The 13,118-nt window shown below is 43.4% G+C and carries 11 protein-coding genes and 1 pseudogene; 8 read left to right on the forward strand and 4 right to left on the reverse strand.

The annotated features are described in order from the left end of the window. Nucleotides 1–273 precede the first annotated feature (273 nt). Nucleotides 274–513: a hypothetical protein gene (locus BLT15_RS12210; RefSeq protein WP_089762217.1), complete on the reverse strand. Its 240-nt coding sequence runs from the start codon at nucleotides 511–513 to the stop codon at nucleotides 274–276. Between BLT15_RS12210 and BLT15_RS12215 the strand changes: the two genes are divergently transcribed. Continuing rightward, entirely contained in the window at nucleotides 512–826 is a 315-nt protein-coding gene (locus tag BLT15_RS12215) for an NADPH-dependent FMN reductase family protein (RefSeq protein WP_200769769.1), read from the forward strand. The two genes, BLT15_RS12210 and BLT15_RS12215, sit on opposite strands and share 2 nt — an antisense overlap. On the opposite strand, the gene BLT15_RS12220 is transcribed toward BLT15_RS12215, so the two are convergent. Then, entirely contained in the window at nucleotides 747–1,346 is a 600-nt protein-coding gene (locus BLT15_RS12220; RefSeq protein ID WP_143423092.1) for a DOMON domain-containing protein, read from the reverse strand. The genes BLT15_RS12215 and BLT15_RS12220 overlap by 80 nt on opposite strands. A gap of 275 nt (nucleotides 1,347–1,621) precedes the next feature. Here BLT15_RS12220 and BLT15_RS12225 point away from each other — a divergent pair, with 275 nt between their 5' ends. After that, nucleotides 1,622–4,627, forward strand: a complete 3,006-nt coding sequence (locus tag BLT15_RS12225) for a chemotaxis protein CheB (protein WP_159429951.1) — start codon at nucleotides 1,622–1,624, stop codon at nucleotides 4,625–4,627. After that, nucleotides 4,614–4,934, forward strand: a complete 321-nt coding sequence (locus tag BLT15_RS12230; protein ID WP_089762223.1) for a hypothetical protein — start codon at nucleotides 4,614–4,616, stop codon at nucleotides 4,932–4,934. The genes BLT15_RS12225 and BLT15_RS12230 overlap by 14 nt, the downstream gene beginning before the upstream one ends. A gap of 499 nt (nucleotides 4,935–5,433) precedes the next feature. Here BLT15_RS12230 and katG read toward each other — a convergent pair whose 3' ends face one another. Then, the gene (gene katG, locus BLT15_RS12235) at nucleotides 5,434–7,629 is read right to left on the reverse strand and encodes a catalase/peroxidase HPI (protein ID WP_089762225.1); all 2,196 of its coding nucleotides are present in this window, start codon (nucleotides 7,627–7,629) and stop codon (nucleotides 5,434–5,436) included. Nucleotides 7,630–7,890: 261 nt separating this feature from the next. Between katG and BLT15_RS13350 the strand changes: the two genes are divergently transcribed. Beyond that, a complete protein-coding gene (locus tag BLT15_RS13350; protein ID WP_159429952.1) occupies nucleotides 7,891–8,046 on the forward strand; it encodes a hypothetical protein in 156 nt (51 codons plus the stop codon). 73 nt (nucleotides 8,047–8,119) lie between these two features. Here BLT15_RS13350 and BLT15_RS12240 read toward each other — a convergent pair whose 3' ends face one another. Further along, entirely contained in the window at nucleotides 8,120–9,400 is a 1,281-nt protein-coding gene (locus BLT15_RS12240) for an HD domain-containing phosphohydrolase (RefSeq protein WP_089762227.1), read from the reverse strand. A gap of 260 nt (nucleotides 9,401–9,660) precedes the next feature. On the opposite strand from BLT15_RS12240, the gene BLT15_RS12245 reads away from it, so the two are divergent. The 4 genes and pseudogenes from BLT15_RS12245 to BLT15_RS12260 all read left to right on the forward strand — a co-directional run. After that, a complete protein-coding gene (locus BLT15_RS12245; protein WP_089762229.1) occupies nucleotides 9,661–10,392 on the forward strand; it encodes an aspartate/glutamate racemase family protein in 732 nt (243 codons plus the stop codon). A gap of 33 nt (nucleotides 10,393–10,425) precedes the next feature. Beyond that, nucleotides 10,426–11,337: a DMT family transporter gene (locus BLT15_RS12250; RefSeq protein ID WP_089762231.1), complete on the forward strand. Its 912-nt coding sequence runs from the start codon at nucleotides 10,426–10,428 to the stop codon at nucleotides 11,335–11,337. Nucleotides 11,338–11,801: 464 nt separating this feature from the next. After that, nucleotides 11,802–12,119: pseudogene (locus BLT15_RS13580) on the forward strand (hypothetical protein); the annotation flags it as partial. 61 nt (nucleotides 12,120–12,180) lie between these two features. Further along, a partial coding sequence (locus tag BLT15_RS12260; protein ID WP_234985621.1) for a sensor domain-containing diguanylate cyclase occupies nucleotides 12,181–13,118 on the forward strand: 938 nt, incomplete at its 3' end.

A 13,118-nucleotide genomic window follows, 5' to 3' on the forward strand; every position in this document is an offset into this window, starting at 1 on the left:
TACGATGTTATGACGGCGGGCAGGCCCTATAAGGATGCCATGAGCGAAGAGGAAGCTTTAGAAGAGATAGAAGAATGTGCAGGGGGGCAGTTTGATCCGGAATTGGCAGAGATATTTGTGGAGATAATGAAGAGGACTGGCCATGATACATAGAGTAGCCGACAGGATTGAGTTCAGAGTTGAGTTCAATGAAGCGGGTAATATTATCACCGCACATTTCAAAATTTCCCGCCCATAACCGCCAATTTAAGCGGGACAAAAAAATGGAAAAAACTAGATATAAACCGAAATTGCAAATATAAAGTGGATGGTGGCCAGCACAATAGTCAGACGGGCTAGATTTTTATGGGTCTTAAAAGAAAACCGATAGATTCCCTTACGTGTCAGCACCATTACAGAAGCTGTAGCAATCAGGCTTATATAGGTGATTATACCCAGCCAGCCTGCCAGAGGCAGACCCCGGTACATGTTATAGGCCAAATCTTGAATTATAGTAATAATTATCACCTCCATGATCCCTCTGCTGCATCTGGGAATGATCTTTCTGGGCTCTACTTATGGAGAAAATCCCGAGATGATGTCGGATAAATTTATCGGCGGATCTCCCTATGGCCCTTCCACAATAGCCGGCTCGGATGGCAGCAGACAGCCTGCCGAAGAGGATCTCAACATGGCTTCCACCCTGGCCAAAAGGGTGGCCCGGGTTGCCCGCGGACTTAACCAGATAGTGGGTGATGGCCAGTTTTTTAAAATTCAATTTCTGTGGAAGTGCGCTGACTGTGTCTCTGCAAAAAGTTATCGGACTCATCATGATAGGCCAGAATAATTTCGTATTCTTCGCCGGCGGTAAGATCATAGCGGGAATCTTCATCAAGAGGTACAACGAATTCAATTATAGTATGCTCCTCCTGTCTTTCCCCGCTGTATTCTTCAATATAGGCTGTCTCTATTTGTTCATGACTGGTAGGAGCTGTGCCTATATGTTCTTCTACCGCCGGATCTTCATTTTCGGCAAATCCTCCGATTATAATTTGAGCATCTTCCATTCTGGTGGAGGGTTCAAAGCCGATTGCAATCCAGCCGGCACTCGGACTTTCCAGTCTCATATTTAAAGTTTCATTTTCCTCATTAAACTGCCAGAAGACTTCCATGTCTATTTCTGATAGATAATTATTTTCGTAGACTAAATCTTCCCGCATTAAACTTTCCCGGGCTATTTCTTCGGGCTCCTCGGCCGGATCGGCTTCTTCATTATTGTTGGAACCATCATTACATCCGGTGACAATTACTGCCGCCATCAGAAGAATAGCCAATACCATCGCTGTTTTCCCAAAAGTAGTTTTCAAAATAATCACTACCTTCCCAATATTTTTTATTATCCTTAATTAATAATTCGGGAGAAAACTGATTATTCCTGTTTCAGGCATGACTAATATGGGCTGGAGGATTGGTTTCCTCCAGCTTTTTGAATTCGGCAGCAAAGGGTAAAGCCGGCAAAATAAAGCCGAAAAAGCCTCAAAAAGCCTGGAGAAGAGGAGACATCATTTTTATCCAGAATCATATTTATAAGAAAGGGTAGAGCGGATTATAGTTGTTTTAATGAAGGAAGAGGGTGATGAAAATGGCTGACAGAGAAAAAAGGCCTGAATTTCCCATCGTCGGTATCGGGGCTTCTGCTGGAGGTCTTGAGGCTTTCAAAGAATTTTTTTCCGGCATACCAGCGGATGAAAGCCTGGATATGGCATTTGTTCTGGTGCAGCATCTGGCTCCGGATCATAAAAGCATTCTAACCGATATTATTAAGCGGCATACTTCTATGGAAGTTCTGGAAGTAGAGAATGGAATGCCTGTCAAGCCCGGTCGGGTATATATAATTCCTCCCGATCAGAGTATGTCCTTAAATGAGGGAAAGCTGAATCTCAGCAAACCTGCCAGTCCTCACGGTCAGCAGATGCCAATAGATATTTTCTTTCGCTCTCTGGCTCAGGACCAGGGAGAAAAAGCTATAGGCATCGTGCTTTCAGGGACGGGTGCTGATGGAACTTTAGGCCTGCGGGCCATAAAGGGTCAGGGCGGTATGGCCATGGTTCAGACTCCGGAATCTGCTAAATATTCCGGCATGCCCAACAGCGCTATAAACACCGAGTTAATAGATTATCAGCTTCCTCCGGAGGAGATGCCGGCAAAACTTAAATCTTTTGTATCACATGCTTTAAAAGAACAGGATGAGCCTGCTATAAAAATTACGGAGCAGGAGAAAAGGTTTAAGAAAATTTTTGTTATCCTGCGCAACCAGACCGAACATGATTTTTCCGGATATAAGACTAATACCATAATTCGTCGGGTGCAGCACCGCATGTCGGTACAGCAGATTTCAAAGCTGGAAAGATATGTACAGTATTTGGAGCATAATCCGGGAGAGGTTGATAAATTATTTAAAAACCTGCTCATCGGTGTTACCAGTTTTTTTCGGGAGGAGAAAGCTTTTGAAGTTCTGTCCGAGAGGGTAATCCCCGATTTATTTGCCAGCCGCCGGGAAGAAAGAATGATAAGAGTCTGGGTGCCCGGCTGTGCCACAGGAGAGGAAGCCTACTCGCTGGCCATTTTATTTAAAGAGCATCAGGAAAAGCAACCGGAAAATTATAAAGTGCAGATTTTTGCCACCGATATCGACGGTAAAGCCATCGCTCAGGCGCGCCGGGGTGTTTTCCCGGGCAGCATTGCCGCTGATATTAAATCCGAGCGCCTTTCCAGGTTTTTCGAGTCTGTAGACGAGAAGGAAAACTACCGCGTCCACAAAGAAATTCGGAATATGGTGATTTTTTCTGAACAAAATTTGATTGATGATCCTCCCTTTTCTCGTCTGGATTTAATCAGCTGCCGCAATGTGCTCATATATTTAAAGCGGGAGCTGCAGAAGAAAATTTTGTCGCTTTTTCGTTATGCTCTTAATTCAGAGGGCTATCTTTTTCTGGGGCCTTCGGAAAATTTAAGAGAATCCAGCACTTCTTTTTCTGCTGTAGACGAAAGTTTGAAAATTTATCAGTTAAAAGAAGGCTTTCAGAGCAATGTTGAAATGGTTGAGAATAATTTTCTCCCTCCCATGACCGGAACTGTCAGCGTGGATGAAAAATCCTATGCTGATTTTTCTGAGGGCAGCGAAGATTTAAGTCTGCAGGAGATAACCGAAAATAAGCTGCTGGAACAATTTGTGCCCCCGGCGGTTTTAGTTGATTCTCAGGGCCAGGTACTTTATATTCACGGCCGTACCGGTTCATTTTTGGAGCCTGCCCCCGGCAGGGCCGGCTTTTACAATATTGTCAGTATGGCCAGAGACGATCTGAGAAGCGAGATTACCAATGCCCTGAATGAATCCGTCCAGGAAGAGAAGAAAGTTTTTCGTCCTGATATAACCGTGCAAAAACAGGATGAAACTCTGAAGGCAAATTTATCCATCCTGCCCATAAAAAATGAGACCAGGCCGCAGCTGCAGAAAAGATTATATCTGATTGTACTGGAAAAGGCGGGGAAACTTACAGAGAAAGAGGCTGAAGAAATTTACGATCTGCCGATGGATGAAAATATATCGGATCCTGAGGCTCAGAAAATAATTGACAGGCTGCGTCAGAAACTGCAGACCAAAGAGAAATCACTGCAGAATACAGTTGAAGAGCTGCAGACCGCCAATGAAGAGTTGAGATCCTCCAACGAAGAGCTGCAGTCCACAAATGAAGAGCTGCAGTCCACCAATGAGGAACTGCAGACTTCCAAAGAGGAACTGCAGGCCCTGAATGAGGAACTAAAAACTGTCAACTCTGAGCTGGAAAATAAAATAGAGGAGCTGCAGCAGACCAATACCGATATGAAGAACTTGATTTCCGGTACCGGCATAGGAACGATTTTTGTAGATCTGGATCTGAAAATTTTGCGGTTCACCTCCTCTGTAACAGAATTTGTAAATCTTATCGACAGCGATATCGGCAGGTCGATCGGCGATATAGCTCTTAATTTGAAAAATTATAACAACCTCTCCCGGGATATTCAAAAGGTGCTGGATACATTGATTCCCCGGGAAGTTGAAGTGCAGACGCAAAACGATAAATGGTATAAGATGTGCATACAGTCTTATCGCACGGAAAACAACGTCGTTGAAGGAGCGGTTGTTACTTTTAGAGATATTGACGAAAGGAAAAAACTCGAAAACAAACTCGATAGAGCAACCGCGTCGCTGGCCGAACAGTTTGTGAGCATCGCCCGGGAACCGGTTCTGGTATTGAATTCGGAGCGGGAAGTTTTGGCCAGCAGCAGTTATTTCTGTGATGTTTTCAATACGTCTTCTTCTGCTATACAGGGACGGTCATTATTCTCCATAACTGAGGGGATATGGGACACTGCGGAAATACATCAGCTGCTGAATGATGTCGTGAACCAGAATGCAGTTATTATCGGGTATGAACTCAAGCTGGATCGAGAGGGAAAGGGAAATAATATCATAAAAATTAATGCCCGGCAGCTTTCACTGCCATCCAGCTCGAAAAAATTAATTGTACTGGTCTGCCGAAATATTCCTGATAATTTCAAAATAACCGGAGAAGAAGAGCAGGAGGGGGACAATGAAAAACGGTGAATTTGGCGGCGATGATTTCGAAGGGCTGCGGAAAAAGGCTGAAAAAATTTTAAATAACAGAGATGACAGACAGCTGGAAGATCTGGCAGAAATGTCTCAGGAGGAAATACGTCAGCTTATTCACGAACTTCAGGTGCATCAGCTGGAACTTGAGCTGCAAAATGAAGAGCTGCGGGAGGCGCGTTCCAAACTGAAAAAAGCCCGCTCCCGTTATTATAAACTTTTTGACCTGGCTCCTGTAGGATACTGCACACTTTCCAGGCAGGGAATAATTGAAGAAGCAAATCTGGCCGCAGCACATTACTAGATCGAGCAAAAATTTTTATGATTTCCAGGCCTGCACCAAAGAAGAAACTCCCGGCAGCAAAAAGCCTCCTGCTACCCAGTAATAAACCAATCCCGGGTAGGCGATGATCAACAACCCCACTCCGATATATAATACCAGTGAATTATCCTTCGGATTTCAACCTCGTTTTCATTTTCATTGACCACATAGAATATAAGGCAGATCTCAACAACTAACATTCGATAATTTTTTGATTGTAAGTTTTCGTCATCAGCTTGAATAAATTCTATGATTTCATTCATCATTTCTGAAAGAACAGGCTAAAAGCATTCCCAATGATAAAGCCAAAACAATACTCTCCTTGGTCGATAAGGATAAGAACATGAGAGAAGATGCTTGTGCACGAAATTCCATTATTCTCATGTTAATAAAGGAGCTCAAGCAGCTTCGTCAATATCTTGAGAACATAAATTAGCCCCTGATTTTTAGTCAGGGGCTTTGTAGAGTAACTATATTATTTTTATTCTAAATCAAAACGGTCGGCATTCATTACTTTGTTCCAGGCTGCTATGAAATCCTTTACGAATTTTTCCTCAGCATCATCACAGGCATATTCCTCTGAGATGGCCCGGAGTCTGGAATCAGAACCAAAGACTAAATCGACTCTAGTTCCTGTCCATTTGAGTTCTCCAGTTGACCGATCTTTAATCTCATAAATATCTTTATCTTCTGAAGACGGTTCCCATTCATATGACATATCAACTAGATTTACGAAGAAATCATTGGTCAACTTGCCAGGTTCTTCTGTAAATACACCATGTGGTGAGTTTTCGTAGTTGGCATCTAAAACTCTTAAGCCTCCTACTAAAACAGTCATCTCAGGTGCTGTAAGGTTAAGCAGTTGGGCTTTATCAACTAACATGTCTTCTGCTGGTACGGTATACCTGGTTTTGGTATAGTTACGAAATCCATCTGCTTCTGGTTCGATCAATTCATAAAATTCCTCATCTGTCTGTTCCTGTGAGGCATCGACCCGGCCTGGGGTAAAGGGAACCTCTAGATCATACCCTGCCTTTTCGGCAGCCTTCTCGATTGCTGCATTACCTCCCAGAACTATTAGATCTGCTATTGAAATTTTCTTATTTCCCGTCTGAGCTGCATTAAATTCTTGCTGGATATCTTCTAAAACCTGCAGGACTTTCTCTAATTCTTCTGGCTGATTAACTTCCCAGTCTTTTTGCGGAGCAAGTCTAATTCTGGCTCCATTTGCGCCACCACGTTTGTCAGAACCCCTAAATGTTGATGCTGATGCCCAGGCAGTCTTAACTAGCTCGGAGATAGATAACTCTGTGGCTAGAATCTGCTGCTTAAGCTCTTTTATGTCATCTTCATTAACCAATTCGTGATCTAACTCAGGTAATGGATCCTGCCAGATAAAATCTTCTTCTGGAACTTCCTCTCCTAAATATCTGGACTTAGGCCCCATATCACGATGGATTAATTTAAACCAGGCTTTAGCAAAAACTTCTTCAAATTCTTCAGGGTTTTCACGAAATCTGCGAGCTATCCGCAGATAATCTGGATCATTTTTTAAGGATAAATCTGCTGTGGTCATCATTGGTCTATGCTTTTTGTCAGGATTATGGGCATCCTCAATCATATGCTCTTCTTTGACATCCTTGGCAAGCCATTGATGTGCTCCTGCTGGACTCTCAACTAATTCATACTCATAATCAAGTAAAACTGTAAAATAAGCGTGATTCCATTCAATTGGATCTGGACTCCAGGCTCCTTCTATTCCACTTGTTATTGTATCCTCGCCTTTGCCTGTCTTATAATCACTAATCCAGCCGAGCCCCTGATGTTCTAGAGGAGCAGCTTCCGGCTCGGGCCCCATTAATTCTGGGTCTCCTGCACCATGGCATTTACCAAAGGTATGACCTCCAGCGACTAATGCTACTGTCTCTTCATCGTTCATTCCCATCCGGGCAAAGGTTTCTCTAACATGCCTGGCTGACTCTTCTGGGTCTGGATTTCCATCTGGCCCTTCTGGATTTACATATATAAGTCCCATCTGAGAGGCAGCAAGAGGCTTTTCCAGTTCTTCATCTTCATCATATCTTTCCCTGCCAAGCCACTCATCTTCTTTTCCCCAGTAGACATCTTTTTCTGGTTCCCAGATATCCTCCCGGCCGCCGCCAAAACCAATGGTTTCAAAACCCATTGATTCAAGAGCACAGTCGCCGGCAAGTATTATCAGATCTGCCCAGGATATTTTCCTGCCATATTTCTTTTTGATTGGCCAGAGAAGTCTCCTTGCTTTATCTAAATTGGCATTATCCGGCCAACTATTTAGTGGGGCCAGGCGCTGATTTCCAGATCCGCCTCCACCACGACCATCAAACAGACGATAGGTCCCGGCACTATGCCAGGCCATCCTAATAAATAGTCCTCCATAATGACCCCAGTCAGCTGGCCACCAGTCCTTCGAATCTGTCATTAGTTCTTTTAGATCTTCTTTTAAAGCTTTGAGATCAAGTTTTTTGAATTCTTCTGCATAATCAAAATCAGGATCCTTTGGACTGGATTCCTGGGTATGCTGGTGTAGAATATCAAGGTTTAACTTGCCTGGCCACCATTCACGATTTTTTGGCCCCTGAGCACCTGAACTCTTACTTGTTGCTCCTGTTACTGGACATTTTCTTTCTTCACTCATTAAAAAAACCTCCTTTTAAAATTTGCCTTACAATGCAATAATTAATTTAATATTTATTCTTTTCTTAAACAATAATTTCTCGACTTATCCTAAAATACCTCGTTCTTTATAATAATATTTATTTACACTTAGGACATTTGTCCGCCCTGTTCCGCGGTTAGACGTGGTTGTACGGTGTTGACTGGTTCATCAGGGGGTTAACCAGCTGATGACAAAAAGAACCTCTTTATTATACATGGTTAAAAAGTTTGAGGTGATTATATGGACACCAACTCCAAACAGCTCTTAGAGGATGATTATGAGATAAGCCAGGAATTTTTAACCTTTATTGACACTATAGAGGAAAACGCAGCAGTATTAAATGGAGAAGGCATGATATCGGTAAAACTTCAATTCCCGAGAGGGGTTATAAGATAGCTTCCGCCTCCGAAGAATTTACCGTGATAGCCGAGGATATACTGGCTCATCATTAACGCGCCGGCGATCCATTTTATAAGGTCGAATCGATAACATTTTCAAAGTGATCATCCCTGTCATCCTGGAGTTCGTCGATCAAACCGGCGAACTCCGTTAAATTTTCCAGCAAAACATTTACTATCCTTCCCTCTATATTCTCCTGCTGAGCCTCCTCTTTCAATATTTTTTTAACTTCGCTCTTTTCCAGCCCGGAACGATAGGGTCTGTCCTCCGTTAAAGCTACAAAAATATCGGCCACCGACATGATTTTGCAGGGGAGCGAGAGATCATCACCGTTCAAACCGAAGGGATAGCCCGTCCCACTGAGAGTTTCATGATGAAAGCCAGCCCACTCGGCGATGTCTTCCAGAGAAGGGATGGTTTTTAAAGCCTGGTAAGAATAAAAAACATGTTTTTTCATCAGATTATACTCGCTATCCGTCAGCCCATCCTCCTTATTTATTATCTCGGGAGGAACTGCCAGCTTGCCGAGATCATGGAAAAAGCCGGCTATAAGCATATGCCTCTGGATCCTGGAGGAAAAGTTCATAAGATAGACCAGCTTTTCGGCGGCCCTGGCAACTCCCAGCGAATGGGTGGTGGTAAACCTGCTGCGGAAATCTATTACTCCGCTGTAGAATTTGGCCAGCCTGAGGGTATCAGACTCATCCATAATTTCATCCTCAGCGGACAAAATTTCTTTTGTATTTCTTTTTAAGATTTCATTATCCAAAAGCGAAAGCCAGAAACCCTCATTGAGTTCAGCCAGAGCATCGACCAGGCCCGGTTTGAAAACCCGGGGCGTTTTATCCTCGAGATTTTTAAGAATTTCATCTCTCTGACTGAGTATCTCCTGATCATCTTTGATCAAAAGAGAGATCCGATCGCAAAAATGGACCAGAAAAGCTTCTTCCGGAATATTCTCCCTGGCAGCTTCCTGCTGATCATCCTCCGGCTGCCAGGGGTGATGATGATACCTGATTATATCCTCTATCTCGTAATCAACAGGTAGATCTGCTGCCAGACGGGCTCCTATCTCGGCATGGCGGGTATGCTGGAATTCTGACTGCAGAAGTTTAAACTTTTTTCGCTGAGAAAACATCCCTACGTCATGAATCATGGCGGCTATCAAAGTTTTTTTTCGGCGCTGAAAACTCCAGTCCAGCTCTTCAGCCAGGTAATTGCAGGCGAATGTGACCTGCAGATGATGATTGGCCACGCTTTTTTTGATCACTCTGCTTATACTGGAGATATTGAATAATAGATGATGAAAAGGAAAAGAGATTCTGTCGGCTTTAAATTTTCTTCCATTCATTTTATCGATCGCCTCCTGCTGCTGCAAAAAAAGACCGTCTATATTTAGGCTCTTCTTGTTATCAGCGGCCGAAAACCAAACTCAAGCGGGGAAAAATTTATAATTTCTTATCGTTGATTATCATCAGAAAATCATCCCATTTTGCTCAACATTATATCACAAAAGTTCTTGCATTAACATCTTTTTAGTTATAAAGGTGTTTTATATTATCTATAGAAATATAAAGATGGGTTATATTATCAAAAGGGGGATAAATATTTGTGAAATACGAGGCCAGCGAAAAACAGGTGAGTTATGGAGAGCCAATAGGAATTTTGCTAATAGATACCGATGTTCCCTTTATTCCCGGCGATGTCGGAAATGCGACCAGCTATGATTTTCCGGTGAAATATAAAGTTGTGGAAAATCTGACCGCAAAGATGCTGTTTGAAAAAGATTGCAGCGCCCAAAATGCTCTGCTGGCTGCCGGCAAAGAACTGGAAGATCAGGGAGTCAGGGCAGTCACCGCCGACTGCGGCTATATGGCCATGTTCCAGAAAAAAATGGCCGATCATCTCGAGGTACCGGTATTCCTCTCCAGTCTGCTGCAGGTACCTTTCATCGAACAGCTGCTTGGCGAGGCCGAAAAGATAGGGACAGTTGTGGCTTTTTCGGAGGTGCTGGACGAGGAGATTCTCCATCAGGCCGGTATCGACAGTTTCGAACCTCTCCACATAGCCGGCCTGGAGGATAAAGAACATTTCCACAGCGCCGCAATCGAAGAGGAGGGAGTTTTAGCTCCGGAAAAGATCAGAGAAGAGCTGCTCTCGGTTGTCGATAATATGCTGGAGAAGGAGGAAAAGATCGGGGCAATTTTGCTGGAATGCAGCATGCTGCCTCCTTACGGCCGGGCGGTTCAGCAGGCCACCGGTCTGCCTGTTTTTGACTATCTGACCATGATAAACTTTGTTCATTCAGCCGTTGTCAAAAATATCTATCGGGGTCATATGTGATTTAAAATAACACACTCAACAGGAGGTTATACTTTGCAGGGCAAAGAGAAAAGCTGCCCCGAATCCAGCCCGCCTTCAGAGATTAATAAAAACTATACCCGGGGCTCTATAGCAGCTTTCTTATCGGCAGTTGGCTTCGGTTCTCTGCCGGTATTTGCGGTATTTGCCTATCAGGAAGGAGTAAAAGTTTTAACGCTTCTCTCCTTTCGTTTCTTCTTTACCAGCCTGATCCTGGCAGTCTACATGCTCAAAAACAGGGTTGCATTGCTGCCCAAAAGAGAAGAAATTAAAGGATTAATCCTGCTGGGTTTCTTCTATGCAATCTTCAACTTCTCTTATTTTACCGCTTTCGAGCTGATTCCAACATCCATGGCTGCCCTGATTTTTTACGCCTATCCAGCTCTGGTCGCTCTATTTGCATTTTTGCTGGGGGAGGAAGAATTGAATCTGACCAGAGCGGTCGCTATATTAGCCGCTTTTATGGGCATCTATCTGGTCTATTATGATTTTACCGTAATAATAGTGCCTCTGGGCCTTTTAGCAGCAGTGGGTTCAGCCGTCTTTTATGCTTTATACATTATAACCGGCAGCCGGTCATTAAAGACGGTCAACCTCAGCACTGCCGTGTTTTACACCTGCATTTTTTCCGCGGTCGGCTTTCTGGCCGCCGGCAGCTGGCAGGGAGATTTGCAGTTTGCTCTCTCCCGGCAGGCTCTTTTTCTGCTTGCTTTCATAACAATAGTCTCCATGTTTGGCCTGCTGTTATTTCTGTACGGTGTTAAAAACACCTCTCCCACCATCGCTTCCATGGCCAGCATGATAGAGCCGATATTCACAGTTTTTCTCTCGCTGCTTGTTTTAGCCGAATCTTTTTCTCCGATTCAGTATGCCGGCGGAATGCTGGTTATCGCAGCTTCAGCCTATATTGTAATAAAACGGGCCTGATCTGCTGCCCTGATATTATAATTATTTTTATACAAAAAAAAGAAGTTTGCTTTATTTAACTTCTCATGATAGAATAATGTTAAAATTTATTATCGTTATCAGTGTTTTTGATGCGAATTTAAGTCAGAGGAGGGAATATTATCTCCGATCATTCAGACGGTAAAAACAAATTTTTAAATTCTATCTTCTCCTCCCTTCCTGACGGAGCTGCCCTGCTGGATGAGGACATGACTGTTCAATTAACGAATCAAAAATGGAAAGATTTATTCAGGAATATTAATATGCAGCCCGATAAGGTAAGCGCCGGCAATAAATATCCGAAGATTCTCAGACAGGCCGGATGTTCGGAAGAAGTTCTTGCTGAGATTGAAAATAATATTGCCGATGTGATGGAAAAAGAGCAGCAGTTCAGGTGTGAACTTTCTCTGGAGACGGGAGAAAAAGAAAATCGGTACGAGCTCAGAATGAATAAATGCAGGGATGGAATTTTAGCGTTAAAAAGAAATATTACAGCGCGAAAAGAAAAAGAAGGAAAAATTAAAGAAAAGAACAGATTTTTAGAAGGAGAGATTTCGGAAGTAGTTGAATTTGGCAGGGATATCACTGAACACCAGAAAGCCCAGAAGGAATTGAAAAAGGCAAAAGATGAACAGCAGCTGCTGCTTGACAATATTGATGTACAGGTATGGCTTTTAGAGGATGAGCGGACATACAGGAGAGTAAATGATGCTTTTGCTGAATTTGTCGGCCTGGATAAAAAAGAGATCTTAAATAGCGATGTTCGTGAGGTTAGAAAAGCAAGAGAAAATAAGCAGAGCTGTCTGCAGGGCAATAAAGAAGTTTTTGTCAGTAAAGAGCGAAGAGATAGTCTTAAATTCAGCCGGGGAAGAACGCGCGCTGCTGATCACCAAAACACCGATACTCGCCGACTCAGGAGAGGTCGAATACGTGATCTGCACAGGCAAAGACGTGACCGAGTTAAAGAGAACACAGGAGAAGCTCAAAATAAGAGAGGAGCAGTACCGGGAAATATTCGAAACTGCCCCGGTGGGCATTATACTTCACGACAGAGAAGGCAGAATAATCGAGGTGAATGATAGAATTTGCAGGATATCCGGATACAGCGAAGAGGAGCTGGTCGGTAATAATGCTTTTGAATTTTTGGTGCCTGAAGGTCACGGAGAAGAATTCCGGAAAAATATCGACCGGGTGATGAAGGGAGAAGAGCTAAATTATGTGGCAACAGGCTGCAGAAAAGATGGCAGCAGTTTTGATGTTCAGCTCAATGAAGCAAAGGTGAGCCTGCCTGGAGGCGAAGATGGGGTATTATCCATCCAGATGGATATCTCCGAGCTCAAAAAGCAAGAAGAGAAACTAAAATATTTGAGCTACCATGACGGATTGACCGATCTGTATAATCGCTATTATCTGACAGAAGAGATGGAACGCCTGAATACAGAAAGGCAGCTGCCGATCAGCTTGATTATGTGTGATGTAAACGGTTTGAAGATTATCAACGATGCCTACGGTCATAAAGTAGGCGATGAACTTCTGGTGAATGTGGCCGATATCCTGCGATCATGCACCAGAGATGAAGATATAGTTTCCCGCTGGGCCGGGGATGAGTTTGTGATTTTATTGCCGCAAACTAAAAAAGAGATCGCTCTGAAGATATGCACACGTATCGAAAATGCCTGCGAGAAAGCTGAATTCGGCGATATTCCCATCACTCTGGGGGTGGGAGTTGCTGCCAAACATGATACAGAAGAAAAGTTCGAAGA

Source organism: Halarsenatibacter silvermanii, assembly GCF_900103135.1.
GTDB classification, from domain to species: Bacteria; Bacillota; Halanaerobiia; order Halanaerobiales; family Halarsenatibacteraceae; genus Halarsenatibacter; species Halarsenatibacter silvermanii.